The sequence below is a fragment of the Geothermobacter hydrogeniphilus genome (assembly GCF_002898515.1).
Lineage (GTDB): Bacteria > Desulfobacterota > Desulfuromonadia > Desulfuromonadales > Geothermobacteraceae > Geothermobacter_A.
Window position 1 is genome coordinate 24,350 of sequence record NZ_PPFX01000004.1, and the last position, 14,539, is coordinate 38,888.

A 14,539-nucleotide genomic window follows, 5' to 3' on the forward strand; every position below is an offset into this window, starting at 1 on the left:
CGGGGACATTGTCCCGCGTCTCCTCCCATCTCCCATTCGGCGGGGACAGGCACCTGCAGAGCCGGTCCCCTCACCTCTCATCTTACATCTTCCATCTTACCGCTTTGTCACTCCTTCGGATTCACCGACTGCGGCAGAATGACGTCCCCGGGATCGGTGATCACCTTGCCCGGCAGGGTCAGAACCCGTTTGAAAATACCGAACACTTTGTTCGACAACGAGGTGATCGGAACGGGAACGACCTCGGGCTGATCGGCGCTGCCCTTGACGGTGAAGTGGGCGGTAATCAGGGCCTTCTCCTTGCCGGTCAGTATCCAGCCGGCGATGGGGATCTTGGTGATGATCTTGTCCACCGTTTTCAACGGTTTGATGCCGAGGACGGCGTCGATACGGTTGTCGTTGAGGTCGTATTCGCCAACCATGGAGAGGTCCATCGCTTCGCTGTGAACCAGCAGGTCTTCGGTTTTGAGTAGTCCCCCGGCAAGGCTGAAGGTGGCGTCGATCTTTTTGAAGGGCATGCCCTCTTCCGCCATGTCGGGCAGGTGCAGGCTGAACAGCTGGGAGACATTGAGCAGCGAGAAGAGTTTGGAGAGAACCTTGAACCGCTTCAGGACACCGTCGTCGATTTCCAGGTTGATGCCTCCCCGGGAGGTTCTGATGAAATCGTCACCGGTCAGTCCTTCGAGGTAGAAATCGCCCCGCAGGGTGCCGGTGAGAATGCTGTCGCGTTGCAGCAGGTCACGGTGGATCCCCTGGGCGGGGAAGTTTTCGACATGGCCTGAAACGATCAGTCGGGATGTGTGGTCCGGGCCGGTCTTGACAATGACCTGGCCGCTGCCGAAGCCCTCTCCGGAATAGAACTGCAGCGGGGCGATGCTGAGCAGACCCCGGCCGTCGCCGGTTATGGTGCCGGTGGCATTGATGAACCTGAGACGGCTCAGCTTGCCGGTCGCAACGCGGGCCTTGATGCTGATGGTCGGTTCCGGCGGCGGGGCGGTCACGGGTTTGGTCGCGGGGGCCTGTTTCGGTTTGCCCGGATGTTTCCAGAGGGCGATGACTTCGTCGATGTCGGCGTAGGCGGCATCGATCTGCAGGGCGATATGCGGCCGGTGCCAGCCCTGCATGGTCCCGGTGACGACACAATCGGTGCCGCCGTCGAGCCTGACCTTGACCAGGTCGAAGTCGATACCGCGGGCGGCAATGGTGATGCGGCCGTCGAGGTCGCGCAGCTTCTGTTTTCGTGAAGGAAAGATCAATTCATGGGCGCCGACGCTTCTGGCCTGCAGATGCAGTTGCAGCTCCGGTCTGGTGAAATCGTTCAGTTGGAGCTGCAGGGTGACGGGCGATTGGCCGAGGCGGGCGTTGAGCAGGACCGTCTTCATGCCCTGACCGGTCATCAGCAGGGTGCCGTTGATGCGCTGCAGGTCAGCCAGGCTGCGGGTCAGGTGAACACCGACGTCATGCAGCTGCAGTCGCCCGTTGACAGCGGGGACCGGCCCGGCTGCGGACCGCAGTTTCAGATCGAGGTCGAGGGTTCCCCGCGGTCGGTGCGGGGCCAGGTGGCGGCTGCGTTTCAGCAACTGCTGAAGATCGAGGCGGGTTCCCCGCAGGCGCAGTTTCCAGTCGCTGTCCGATCGCCAAAATCCTTCCGCCGTCAGGCTCTCCCCGGCCAGGTCGAGCCGGCTGTCGGCAAGGTCCCAGCTGTCTCCCTTTTTGCTCAGTGTCGCCCGCAGGCGTCCGGCTTCCCCGGGTTTCTTGCTGAACCAGCCGGGATAGTCCAGCCGCAGGGTGGTCAGGTCACCGTCGAGGCCGATTGTCAGGTTTTCCGGCCGCCCTCTGCAGGACCAGCGCAGGGGCACCGCTCCCTGCAGGATGAGAGCTGTTTGCTTGTTGTCGGGCAGCAGTGAGCGCAGTTGCTGCAGGGGCGGGGGCTGCAGGGTTCCCTGCAGCGCAAACCGCGGGAGGGTGTCGAGAGTGATGCTGCCGGTCAGGGTCTGGAGGCGTCCGGCCCACCTGGCCTGGAACGTTTTGGCGATAATGCGGCCGTCGATCAGCTGCAGTTGCGCCCGTCCCTGCTCCAGGGGCGGCAGCCCGGAGAACTTCCAGCTGAGCTGATCGAAGTCGGCGTCGATCCGCAGCTTGTCGAGCAGGTCGTTGCCGGTGAGTTGTGCCAGGGGGGTCGGCGGCAGGGCGATGGTGGCGCTGATCCGCCCTTTCTCGGTCTGTTCAAGCAGCCCGGCCGGGAGCAAGGGTTCCGGGGCCAGTTCCAGCCAGCTGTGCAGGGATGTTCGGGGGAGCTGAAAGTGGGCGGACAGGACTTGCCGGCGCAGTTCAATTTTTCCATCGAGCCGCAGGTCGTTGTGTTTCAGGGTGATATTCCGCAATCGATCGGTTGCGGGGTCGTCTCGTTGCCAGGTGGCGGCCAGTTGCCATTGACCGACCGGCCGGGTCGGTCGGTCGCCGATGGTGTAACGGGCCTGGGCGGCGGTCAGGGTGGACTGGATAGCGATTCCACCGACGGCGGAGCCTCTGAGCCGGGCGGAGAGGAACGCTTTCCCGGTGAGACGCAGTTTTTTCATGCCCAGTCGCCGGGCGACAGCGTCCAGCGGCAGGTGTTTCAGCTGCAGGTCCAGGTCAATCCGGTTGTGTGCGGTTTTGCCTCGCCAGGGAGAGGCTATCTCCCCGGTCAGGGCCAGTTCCGACGCGTTGCTGTCGAGTTCCGTGATGCCCTGCAGGCTGATACCGAGGCGCTGCCCGGGGCGATTCTCGACGCGCAGGTCAATGTCCCGGAGCCTGAGTGTTTTTACAGCCGCGGTTTCAGGCAGGCGCACGCTGATTGTACCGGACTGCATGCGGACCTTTCGCAGGCTGGTGGTCATGGAACGGGAGCTGGAATTCTGCGATGGCCGGTTGGGGGCGCGCGGTCGCGAAAGGTCGATCTGCAGGCGGGGATGATCGAGGATCAGTTGGCGCAGCACCAGTTCGCCGCGCAGCAATGGCAGGATATCCACCTTCAGGTAAAGGTGGGCGGCCTTGAGGCTGAAGTTGGAATCGGCGCTGGCGGGGATTTCCAGGTCGCGGCAATCCACGGCCAGCCCGTTGCGCAGGGAGTAGCCGATGCGGCCGAAGCTGACCGGTCGGCCGAGCAGTTCGCCGAGGCCGGTGGCGATTTCGGTCCGGTAACTGTTGAGGTTGATGTTGACCAGCACCAGGGCGCCTGCTGCACAGGTGAGCAGAAGCAGCAGGACAATAAGACGGGCAATGGATCGCGAGCGGGGCATCGGTTCCGGTGGTCTGCGCGTGGCGCGGGCTGGAGGTCAGTGGCAATTATAGCGTTTTACCGGGCGCAGACAATCGCAATCCATACCCCGGTGAAATTTTCTCGTCTCTGGTTCGTTAATGCGTTCATGGATTCAGGTTTTTTCACCCGCTGTCTCCCGGACCGTCATTCAGGTTTACAGCTATCGGGCAGACTGTTACCATAGCGCGCTGTTTGTCATGTTCCGGTTGCCGGTGGCGGATCGCCTGCCTTCGAGACCGGTCCCTGCCGGAACCTGATCTGGTGCGGATGCGATGAAAATCAAGCGACTTGAAATTATCGGCTTCAAATCCTTCGTCGACAAGGTAGTGCTCGATTTCCAGCAGGGGGTGACCGGTGTGGTTGGTCCCAACGGTTGCGGCAAGAGCAATATCGTCGATGCCATCCGTTGGGTCATGGGTGAGCAGAACGCCCGCAGCCTGCGCGGCAAGTCGATGGAGGATGTCATTTTCGGCGGCAGCGAAACCCGCAAGCCGCACGGCATGGCCGAGGTGTCGCTGATCTTCGATAACGAGGACGGCCTGGCGCCGCCGGCCTTTGCCGAATATGCCGAAATCATGGTCACCCGTCGTCTTTACCGCAGCGGTGAAAGCGACTACCTGCTCAACAAGACTCCCTGCCGGCTGCTCGACATCGCCGAACTGTTCATGGATACCGGTGTCGGTCGCCGCGCTTACTCCATCATCGAACAGGGGAAGATCGGGTTCATCCTCAATGCCAAGCCGGAAGACCGCCGTTTTCTGATCGAGGAGGCCGCCGGCGTCACCAAGTTCAAGGCCCGCAAGAAGACTGCCACCCGCAAGATCGAAGCGACCCGGCAGAACCTGCTGCGCCTCGGCGACATCATCTCCGAGGTCAACCGTCAGCTCGGCAGCCTTAAACGACAGGCGCAGAAGGCCGAGCGTTACCGCAGGTACCGCGAAGAACTCAAGGGGATCGAGACCCGTTTCGCGCTGCGCCGTTATCGGCAGCTGCGTGGCGAGCTGGCTGCCGCCGGTGATGCCGAGAGGGAGCGCGGCCGGGTGTTGGAGGAGGTCAGCGGTCGGCTTGAGCAGCAGGAACTGAAGCTCGCCGACATGCGTCTGCAACAGGCCGGTGCCGAAAAGGAACTGGCCCGCGGACAGGAGCAGGTCTACCAGCTCAGCAGCCAGATCCAGGAGACCGAAGGGCGTATCAATTTTGCCCGGCAGCAGCACGAGGCTCTTGCCCGGCAACGGGAACGGCGTGACGGCGAAAGCGCCGGTGTCCGTCAGCGCCTTGAAGGGCTCGGTGAACAGGAAGCCGCGCTGGAGCGGGATGCGGCCGGTCTCGCCGGCGACCTCGCCGACGCCGAGCGGCGGCTGTCCGCGGCGACGGCGCAAGCCGAGGCCGGCGAACAGGCCGAGCGGGCCGCGGCTTCGCGCCAGGAGGAGGTGCGGCGGCTGCTTTTTTCGCTGATGGGGGAGTTGACCCGGCTGCAGAACCAGCAGGAGGATGCCCGCCGCCGGCTCGATCTGCAGCAGGAACGGACCTCGCGCAACCGTCGCGAGGCGACCGATCTGCAGGAGCAGTTGCAGACTGTGCGTCAGGAGGCGCGGGCGCGGGCCGACGCCCTGGCCGCGGCCCGGCAGCAGCACGCCGCCCTGCGGGCGGAGCAGGAACAGGTCCAGGCTGAACTGGCCGAACAGCGCGGGCGCCAGCAGGACAATGAACGTGAACTGCTCGCGGCGCGCGACCGGCTCAACCGGGACCGGTCGCGGCTGGAATCGCTGCGCCAGTTGGAGCGCAGCCTCGAAGGTTGCGCCGGCGGGGTCCGGACCCTGCTGCGGGATGACGCCTTCGCCGATCGTTTTGCCGGCCTGGTGGCGGATCACCTGCAGGTTCCGACTGACTGCGAGGTGGCCGTCGAGGCGGTTCTCGGCGAACGGCTGCAGAGCCTGGTCAGTCCGAGTGTTGATACCGTTGTTGAGGCCCTGGCGCTGCTGGGGGAAAAGGGCGGCCGGGCCACCTTTCTGCTCACCGACAGGCCGCAGCCGGAGGCGCCGCGCTTCGGAGAAGGCCGGCACCTCGCCGACCTGGCCACGGCCCAGACCTCGTTCGGTGCGTCTCTGCTCGGTCTGCTCAAGGGAGTCTACCTGGTTGACCAGGTCCGCCCCTGGCTGCGGGCGGAACTCCCTTTCGGTCTGGTTCTGGTCGACGCCCGTGGTGAAATGCTGACCAGCCGCGGTGAATGGAGCGGCGGGTCGAGCCAGGTGCTGGGCGGCGGTCTGCTGCAGCAGAAGCGGGAAATCAAGGAGCTGGAACAACAGGTCGCGGTCGCGGAACAGTCCGTTGAGGCCCTGCAGCAGCAGCGTCAGCAGCTGCAGCAGACGGTGATCGATCTCGATGAGCGGGTCCGTGAACTCGGTTCCGCCGTTCATCGTCAGGAACTGCAGGTGGTTGACGGTGACCAGGAACTCGACCGTTACCGCCGGGAGGAAGCCCGCCTGCTGGAACGGGTCGAGGTGCTCAGCCTCGAAGAGGACCAGTTGCACGAGGAGCAGGAGCGGCTGCAGGGGATGCTGGCCGAAGCCGAGGACGGCCTGCGGGAAAAAGAAAACGGCCGCCGGGGGCTGGAGGACGAGCTGGAGTTGCTGCAGGAACAGCTGCAGATTCTGCGGCGGGACCTGGCCGAGGTGCGCGAACAGCTGACCTCGGTACGGGTTGAAGTCGCCAGCCTGCGTGAGCGCGAGGAGGCCGGCCGCCGCAGTCGGGCCGGGCTTGAAGATCTCCGCAGCGAATTGCAGGGACGGCTGGCGCTGCTGGCCGCCCAGCAGCAGGAAGCCGAAGAGGAACAGCGCAAACTGAGCGGCGAGATGGAAGATCTTCAACGGCGGCTGGAGGTTCTGTTTGAACGTCGCGAAGAAGAAAAACGCAAGGCCGATCTGCTGCGGGACCGGTTCGAGGAGTTTGTTCAGGGGATCGCCCTGGAGGAGGAGGCGACCCGGGAATTGCGCCGTCAGGCCGATACCCTGCGGGAGGCGGTCGGTGGTCTGCAGATGGAGCTGCGGGAGAAGGAACTGGCGCTGGATCATCTGCGGCAATCCTTCCTTGAACGCTATCGGCTCGATCTCGCCGATCAGCTGGAGGTCGAGGATGAGCCGGAGGTTGACCAGGCGGCAGCCGAGCGGCGGGTGGAGGAATTGAAACGGTTGATTGACGGCATCGGCGAGGTCAATCTGACAGCCATCGAGGAATTCCAGGAGCTGGAAGAGCGTTTCAATTTTCTGCGCGAGCAGGAGGAGGATCTGCGAAGGTCCATGCACGGGCTGCAGGCGGCGATCGCCAAGATCAACCGCACGACCCGCAAGCGCTTCAAGGAGACTTTCGAACAGGTCAACATCAAGTTTCAGCAGATTTTTCCGCGATTGTTTCATGGCGGGCGTGCCGAACTGCAGTTGACCGACAGTGACGACCTGCTCGAGACCGGCATCGATATCATCGCCCAGCCGCCGGGCAAGAAGCTGCAGGGGATCAACCTGCTCTCCGGAGGTGAAAAGGCCCTGACCGCGGTGGCGCTGATCTTTGCCATCTTCCAGATCAAGCCTTCTCCCTTCTGCCTGCTCGATGAGGTCGATGCCCCGCTGGACGAGGCCAATATCGGTCGCTTCAACGAGATGGTCAGGGAGATGTCGGAAATTTCGCAGTTCATTATCATCACCCACAACAAGCGGACCATGGAGATGGCGGACACGCTCTACGGCGTCACGATGCAGGAGCCGGGTGTTTCGCGGCTGGTTTCGGTAAAAATCAATGAGTTTCAAGAGTCCGGCGCCCGACGCCCGGCGCCTGTTGCCTGAGGTTTAGTCCATGCCCTTCAAGAAAATGCTTGGAACCATGCTGGAGCGGATTCCCGGATCACTCGGGGCGATTATTGTCGACTGGGAAGGTGAATCGGTGGACCAGGCCGGGCGGCTCGATGCCTTCGAACTGAAGGTGATCGGGGCGCATAAAGGTCTGATTCTCGACAACCTGCGTCAGGCGGTTGCCCGGGCCGAGGGGAACGACCTGGAAGAGATTATTATTACCACGGCGCAGCGGCAGACAATCATCATGCCGGCCAACCGGGACTATTTCCTGGTTGTCGCTCTCGAACGCAAGGACGTCATGGGGCGGGCCCTGTTCGAGGCGCGGCGCTGTCTGGAACAACTGAAAGAGGAGATTGCCTGAGCCCTGAATCCGTGAGTCTCCAACAGGAGCTCCCGGATTCAGGTGAGCGCAACACGTGATTCAAAATGGATTATTTTGCTCAATTGATCAACGGACTGCAGCCCCTGACTGACCTGCTGGGCAGACTGGGGATTGCTGAACAACAACGGCAGAGCTATGCCCTCGGCATCCTGTTTCTGCTGGTGACCCTGCTGGTGCTGTTGCTGATCGTCCTGTTGCTGCGGCGGTCGGCGCGACCGAAAGCCGAACGGCCGCAGGCGGAACCGGTCTCTGAATCGACGGATGAGGCGCCGATCGCGGACGAAGCAGTCGCTGCAGAGGCTGTGGAAGGTGAGGTTGAGGAACCGTCGCGACCCGCGGCTGCCGTGGAACCCGTTGCCGTTTCGGTCGCCGAGGAGACCGTTGCGGTCGAGACGGAGGAGCCTGAACCGGTCAGTCTGCTGCAGCGGATGCGCCAGGGGTTGGCCAAGACTCAGGCCGGGCTGGTCGGGCGGATCGACAGTCTGCTCAGTGGCCATGCCAGGGTTGACGATGACCTTCTGGAAGAACTGGAAGAGGTGTTGATTACCGCCGATCTCGGCATGCAGACCACCCGCCAGCTGGTGGCCGCTGTCGAAGAGCGTCTCGGGCGCAGCGAGGCGGCCGACCCGCAGTTGGTGCGCCAGGTTCTGAAGCAGGAGATGATTTCCCGGCTGACCGAGGTTGACAGTCCTCTCGACCTGGAGCAGGCTAGTCCGCTGGTGATCATGGTGGTAGGCGTCAACGGTGTCGGCAAGACCACCACCATCGGCAAGCTGGCCCGGCTCTGGACGTCTCGGGGCAAGAAGGTGGTGCTGGGCGCCGGCGACACTTTCCGGGCCGCGGCCGCCGAGCAGCTGGCCATCTGGGGGGAGCGGGCCGGTGTGGATGTCATCCGCCATGCCGAGGGAGCCGATCCCGGTGCGGTGGCCTTCGATGCCGCCCGGGCCGCGGTGGCACGCAAGGCTGACATTCTGCTGCTTGATACCGCCGGCCGGTTGCACACCAAGGCCAACCTGATGGAGGAATTGAAAAAAATCCGTCGGATCCTTGAACGCGAGATTCCGGGCGCGCCGCATGAGACATTGCTGGTGCTTGATGCCACCACCGGGCAGAACGCTTTGATTCAGGCCCGCCTGTTCAAGGAGGCGGTCGAGGTGAATGGTCTGGTGCTGACCAAGCTCGATGGTACCGCCCGCGGCGGGATCATCGTCGCTATCGCCAATGACCTGGGACTGCCGGTACGTTTTGTCGGCATCGGTGAGGGGGCCGATGACCTGCGGCCCTTTGATCCGGAGATGTTCGTTCGTGCCCTGTTCGAATGAATGTAGTTGACTTGACTGCTGGAGTTACCTAAACTTTTCGCAATGGCGGGTGGCCGGACCGGCCGATTCGCCCTGAAACGGAGTGGACGGCGTGGACCTGATCGATCTTCTGGAACAAAAGCTGGATCGGTTGCTTGAACGTTACCACGAGTTGCAGTCCGAAGCCGAAGCCCTGCGCGCGGAAAATGCGCGGCTTACCGAAGATCGACGGCAGACAGTTGCCGAAATCGACCGGATCGTCGCCAAACTGGACAAGGTGTGAGGTCGCCCGCGGTGAAACGTGCCACGCAGGTCACTATTCTCGGTCAGCCCTACACGGTGCGCAGCGATTCGCCGCCGGAGCAGATTGCCAGGGTCGCCGACTTTGTCAATGAGCAGTTGACCGCTGTCGCCCAGGCGGCGCCGACCGCCGACACCCGGCACATTACCGCGCTGACCCTGCTCAATATCGCCGGCTCCTATCTGGAGCTGCAGGCGGAGTTGGGCGGAGCCGACCGGCGCCGACTGCAGGACCTGATCGAACGGATTGACCGGGCTGACGCCCGTTGAGCATGTACGTACCCTCCATGGGGAGTTTCAAGATAGATTGGATCAGACAGGTTCGTGCCCCGGGACGGGCCGGACGGACCGTGACCGGCAGCGCCGGATGCGTGGTCGGCCCGTGACTCTCCCGCCTCGGCACTTTCCCGCTTATAAGGTAATCAGTTCAAAGGTGTCCCGTTGCGCAACATGATGCAGACATTCACGCTTGATTCCGGGCTGGTGCCGTTCTTTTTCGGATGTCGCCGCTGTCTGTCCGGGTTGCCGATCGGGGTTCTGTTCGACTGAAGCGCCCGCCTGCCGGGTGTGCCTTGTTCCATTCTCATCCTGCCTGCCCATGGAGATCACCGGTTACGGGGATCTCTGCCATGCCTAAAGATGCCATCCGTTCCCGCAGCCTGGACCAACGTCGGATGCTGGCTCCCGAGAGTCATCATGCCCTGAGCCTGGCCGCCCAGCGGCAGCTTCTGGCCACGCCCGAATTCGCCGCGGCTACCGTTGTCGGGCTCTACAGCCCGGTTCGCGGTGAGGTGGATACCGCCCTGCTGCTGCAGCAGCTGTCGGAGACCGGTCGCATCCCGGTTTATCCGCGCGTCGTCGGCGCCGGGATGGAGTTTGTCCGGCTGTCTCCGGAGGCCCCCCTGGCCCCCGGCCGGTTCGGGATTCTGGAGCCGTCCGGTTCGGAGCGGCTGCCGCCGGCCGCCATTGACCTGCTGGTGGTGCCGGGGGTCGCTTTTGACCGTCGCGGACATCGCCTCGGTTACGGCCGGGGATATTATGACCGGGCATTGCAGGATGAAGACTGCCGGCCGCTGCTGGCGGGCCTGGCGTTCGCGTTTCAGCTGGTCGACCGACTTCCGGCTCAGCCGCACGACGTCCAGCTGCGGTTGCTGGCGACCGATGCCGGTCTGCACCGGTTTTGAATCGTCGGGATTTTCGGAGGGGACAGGCCCTGGTCGGCGGGGGTGTCGCCGATAAGGGGCCCGGCCTGGGTCACAGTTGATGGACTTGCTGATCCGGGTTCGAGATAACCAACAACCATTCAGCAATGGAGGATATGGTTTTGAAAATAGAACTGATGATGTTTCTGATCGGCGGCGGGGCTCTCGTTGCCGGCGTCTTTGTCGGCATGCTGCTGCGCCAGCAGATATCGAAGTCGCGTCACGCCGCGGCCCGGCGGGATGCCGCCCAGATTGTCGAGGATGGCCGCAAGGAAGCCGAGGCGATTCGCAAGGAGGCGGTGCTGCAGGCCAAGGATACGGTGCTGCAGGCCAAGGCCGAGTGGGAAGCCGAACTTCGGGAGTTGCGCCGGGAAATCCAGGGGCAGGAAAAGCGCCTGCAGCAGCGTGAGGAGAACCTCGATCGCAAAACCACCCAGCTGGAAACGCGGATGGAGGAGCTTGAGAAGCGGGACCGGAACCTGCAGCAGCGTCAGACGAAACTGCAGCAGGGGGAACAGGAACTGGAAGGCAAACGCGCTGAGCAGGCGCGGTTGCTGGAGCAGATTTCCGGTATGAGCCGGGAAGAGGCCAAGCAGCAGTTGATCAGGGCGATGGAGAGTGAGGCGCGTCACGATGCCGCCAAGAGCATCAAGCAGATCGAGGACGAGGCGCGCGAGTCGGCCGACAAGAAGGCCAAGGAGATTCTCGCCCTGGCGATTCAGCGCTACGCCGGTGATTTCGTCGCCGAGAAGACGGTCAGCGTAGTGCCGTTGCCGGCCGACGAGATGAAGGGCCGCATCATCGGTCGCGAGGGACGGAACATCCGCGCCATCGAGGCGGCGACCGGTATTGACCTGATCATCGACGACACCCCGGAGGCGGTTATCATCTCCGGTTTCAACCCGGTACGGCGGGAGGTGGCGCGACTCTCTCTCGAAAGACTGATTCAGGATGGCCGCATCCATCCTTCGCGTATCGAGGAGGTGGTGAAAAAGGCCGAAGAGGAGGTTGAACAGGCGATCCGCGAGGCCGGCGAGCAGGCGACCTTCGATGTCGGCGTGCACGGCATCCATCCCGAGATTGTCAAGTTGCTCGGCCGGCTGCGTTACCGGACTTCCTATGGCCAGAACGTGCTGCAGCATTCGATCGAGGTCGCTTTTCTCTGCGGCATCATGGCGTCGGAACTGGGAATGAATGTCAAACAGGCCAAGCGCGCCGGGCTGCTGCACGATATCGGTAAGGCGGTCGACCACGAGATCGAGGGCTCGCACGCGGTGATCGGCGCCGATCTGGCACGCAAGTACGGTGAGTCGCCGAAAATCGTGCATGCCCTGGCGGCCCATCACGAGGACGAGAAACCGGAAACGGTGCTGGCGATTCTCACCCAGGCGGCCGACGCTCTCTCCGGCGCTCGTCCCGGTGCGCGGCGCGAAATGCTCGAAACCTACGTCAAGCGACTGCAGGATCTGGAGCGCATCGGCACCAGCTTTCCGGGCTGCAACAGTTGTTACGCCATCCAGGCCGGTCGCGAAATCCGGGTCATGGTCTCCAGTGATGACGTCTCCGATGCCCAGTCGCTGATCCTGGCCAAGGACATCGCCAAGAAGATCGAGAGTGAGATGACCTATCCCGGGCAGATCAAGGTCAATGTCATCCGCGAGACCCGCGCGGTCGAGTACGCCCGCTAGGGGGCGCTGAATTGTGCTGAATCTGCTCTTTGTCGGTGATGTTGTCGGCCGCCCCGGCCGGCGTGCCCTGCAGCGTCTGCTGCCGCGCCTGATCGACCGCCATCAGGTTGACCTGGTGGTGGCCAACGGCGAGAATGCCGCTGCCGGGTTCGGCCTGACCCGCGATACCATGAATGAACTGCTGGATGCCGGGGTCGATGTCCTGACCACCGGCAACCACGTCTGGGACAAGCGGGAAATCTGCGGACAGATCGACGATTTTCCTCGGGTGCTGAGGCCGCTCAACTACCCGGGCGGGGCTCCAGGGCGGGGCTCCGGGGTCTTTCAGACCAGCGCCGGATACAAGGTCGGTGTTTTGAATCTTGAGGGACGGATTTTCATGAGCGCTCTCGACTGCCCGTTTCGGGCGGCCGACGCGGCTATTGAAGAGCTGCGTCGCGAAACCCCGGTGATCCTTGTCGATATCCATGCCGAGGCAACCAGCGAGAAGGTCGCCATGGGGCATTATCTCGATGGCCGGGTCTCTCTGGTGGTGGGGACCCATACCCATGTCCCGACGGCGGACGCGATGATCCTGCCGGGTGGGACGGCCTACCAGACCGACGCCGGCATGACCGGGAGCCGTGATTCGGTCATTGGGGTGCGCAAGGAACTGGTGATCGAGAAGTTTCTTACCCAGATGCCGGTGCGCTTTGACGTGGCGAAGAAGGACCCTTGGTTGTGCGGGGTCGTCTGCCGGGTGGAGATGGCAACCGGCCGGGCCGTCGCGATCGAACAGGTTATGGAACGCGTCAACTGAGGTGTCGGCCTGATCGCAGATACGACCAAAGGTATGGTCTGACCCAATACTCATCAATTGCAGGTAGCGGAAATGAATTTTGTCGAAGAATTGACCTGGCGCGGCATGATCCACGACATCACGCCCGGGACGGAAGAACAGTTGCAGAAAGAAATGACGACGGCCTACGTCGGGATCGACCCGACGGCGGATTCGCTGCATATCGGCCACCTGGTCAGCGTGATGATGCTCAAGCATCTCCAGATCGCCGGCCATAAGCCGATCGTCCTGGTCGGTGGAGCGACCGGGATGATCGGTGATCCGTCGGGGAAATCGGCCGAGCGCAATCTGCTCGACGAACAGACCCTTCGACACAACGAGGCCTGTTTGAAAAAGCAGTTGGCGAAGTTTCTTGATTTTGAATCGGATGCCGCCAATGCCGCCGAGCTGGTCAATAACTACGACTGGATGAAAGAATTCAGTTTCCTTGAGTTTATCCGCGACATCGGCAAGCATATTACCGTCAACTACATGATGTCCAAGGACAGCGTCAAACGACGGCTCAGTGAAGAAGCCGGGACCGGGTTGTCCTTCACCGAGTTTACCTATCAGCTGGTTCAGGGGACCGATTTCCTGCATCTGTACCGCGAGAAGAACTGCAAGTTGCAGATGGGCGGTTCGGACCAGTGGGGGAACATCACCACCGGGACGGAGCTCATTCGCCGCAAGGAGGGCGGTGAGGCCTTTGCCCTGACCTGCCCGCTCATCACCAAGGCGGACGGTGGTAAATTCGGCAAAACCGAAAGCGGCAACGTTTGGCTCGACCCGAAGCTGACCACGCCGTACAAGTTCTACCAGTTCTGGCTCAATGTTTCCGACGCCGATGCCGAGAAGTACATCAAAATCTTCACGCTCTTAAGCAGGGATGAGGTGGCGGCACTGGTCAGTGAGCAGGAGGCGGCCCCCCACTTGCGACCGCTGCAGAAACGGCTGGCTGAAGAAGTCACCTGCATGGTCCATGGCCGAGACGAATACCGCAAGGCGGTGGAGGCCTCCCAGATTCTCTTCGGCAAGGCCACGACCGAAAGTCTGGCCAGGCTGGATAAGGAGATCTTCCTGTCGGTGTTCGAAGGCGTCCCGACCTATCAGGTCGACCGCGCCAGGTTCGATGCCGGTATCCCGGTTGTAGAACTGCTCGCCACGGAAACATCGGCTTTCCCGTCCAAAGGTGAGTTGCGCCGTACGATCAAAGGAAACGGCCTCAGTCTGAACAAGACCCGGCTGACCGATCAGGATTACCTGGTCACCGGGGACGATCTGATCAACGGCTCCTATCTCCTGGTCCAGAAGGGCAAGAAGAACTACTACGTTATTGAGGCGGTGTGATTGCGCTCGCGGCCTTTTCTCCCTCTTGATCGGACGTCTTGTCTCCGTTCTGAAAAAAGTTCGAAAATGCGCTTGACAGCGGAGACGCTTTTGGGTAAATTCCTGCTCCGTTGCCCGGCAGCGAACAGCTGCTGAGCGGCCTTGAAAAAAGGATGTTGACAGCGAACTCCGGATCGCTTATAACTCACATCCCGTTGTCGAAAAGAACCCCGTCAGGGGCCGCGAGTAGACAACAACAGGCTTCAAGAAAAAAGCAAAAAATGATTGACAGGCAAAGCGCCTTTCGATAGAATCAATCCTCGTCGCTCAACGGAGCGGCAGGTGAAAAAGCTTGGTCTTTGAAAACTGAATAGCAG

The 14,539-nt window shown here is 62.3% G+C and carries 10 protein-coding genes; 9 read left to right on the forward strand and 1 reads right to left on the reverse strand.

All coding sequences use genetic code 11. The annotated features are described in order from the left end of the window. Positions 1–107: 107 nt before the first annotated feature. Positions 108–3,281, reverse strand: coding sequence for an AsmA-like C-terminal domain-containing protein (locus C2E25_RS02745; RefSeq protein ID WP_103114268.1), 3,174 nt, complete (start codon positions 3,279–3,281; stop codon positions 108–110). A gap of 292 nt (positions 3,282–3,573) precedes the next feature. On the opposite strand from C2E25_RS02745, the gene smc reads away from it, so the two are divergent. The 9 genes from smc to tyrS all read left to right on the forward strand — a co-directional run bounded on the left by smc (position 3,574) and on the right by tyrS (position 14,183). Then, positions 3,574–7,137 (forward strand): chromosome segregation protein SMC, encoded by a 3,564-nt coding sequence (gene smc, locus C2E25_RS02750; RefSeq protein WP_103114269.1) that lies wholly within the window; start codon positions 3,574–3,576, stop codon positions 7,135–7,137. 10 nt (positions 7,138–7,147) lie between these two features. After that, complete coding sequence (locus C2E25_RS02755; RefSeq protein ID WP_103114270.1) at positions 7,148–7,507, forward strand: roadblock/LC7 domain-containing protein; 360 nt, start codon at positions 7,148–7,150, stop codon at positions 7,505–7,507. Positions 7,508–7,572: 65 nt separating this feature from the next. Next, positions 7,573–8,850: a signal recognition particle-docking protein FtsY gene (gene ftsY / locus C2E25_RS02760; protein ID WP_103114271.1), complete on the forward strand. Its 1,278-nt coding sequence runs from the start codon at positions 7,573–7,575 to the stop codon at positions 8,848–8,850. A 91-nt stretch (positions 8,851–8,941) separates the two neighbouring features. Continuing rightward, positions 8,942–9,112, forward strand: coding sequence for a cell division protein ZapB (zapB, locus tag C2E25_RS02765; protein ID WP_103114272.1), 171 nt, complete (start codon positions 8,942–8,944; stop codon positions 9,110–9,112). A gap of 11 nt (positions 9,113–9,123) precedes the next feature. After that, positions 9,124–9,399, forward strand: a complete 276-nt coding sequence (locus C2E25_RS02770; protein WP_158247102.1) for a cell division protein ZapA — start codon at positions 9,124–9,126, stop codon at positions 9,397–9,399. 359 nt (positions 9,400–9,758) lie between these two features. Next, positions 9,759–10,313 carry a 5-formyltetrahydrofolate cyclo-ligase gene (locus C2E25_RS02775; protein ID WP_158247103.1) on the forward strand — a complete coding sequence of 185 codons (555 nt, stop codon included), beginning with the start codon at positions 9,759–9,761 and terminating at the stop codon, positions 10,311–10,313. A 134-nt stretch (positions 10,314–10,447) separates the two neighbouring features. Then, positions 10,448–12,019, forward strand: coding sequence for a ribonuclease Y (gene rny, locus C2E25_RS02780; RefSeq protein ID WP_103114275.1), 1,572 nt, complete (start codon positions 10,448–10,450; stop codon positions 12,017–12,019). A gap of 10 nt (positions 12,020–12,029) precedes the next feature. Then, positions 12,030–12,818, forward strand: a complete 789-nt coding sequence (locus C2E25_RS02785; RefSeq protein ID WP_103114276.1) for a TIGR00282 family metallophosphoesterase — start codon at positions 12,030–12,032, stop codon at positions 12,816–12,818. A 72-nt stretch (positions 12,819–12,890) separates the two neighbouring features. Then, the gene (gene tyrS, locus C2E25_RS02790; protein ID WP_103114277.1) at positions 12,891–14,183 is read left to right on the forward strand and encodes a tyrosine--tRNA ligase; all 1,293 of its coding nucleotides are present in this window, start codon (positions 12,891–12,893) and stop codon (positions 14,181–14,183) included. The last annotated feature ends 356 nt before the right edge of the window (positions 14,184–14,539 follow it).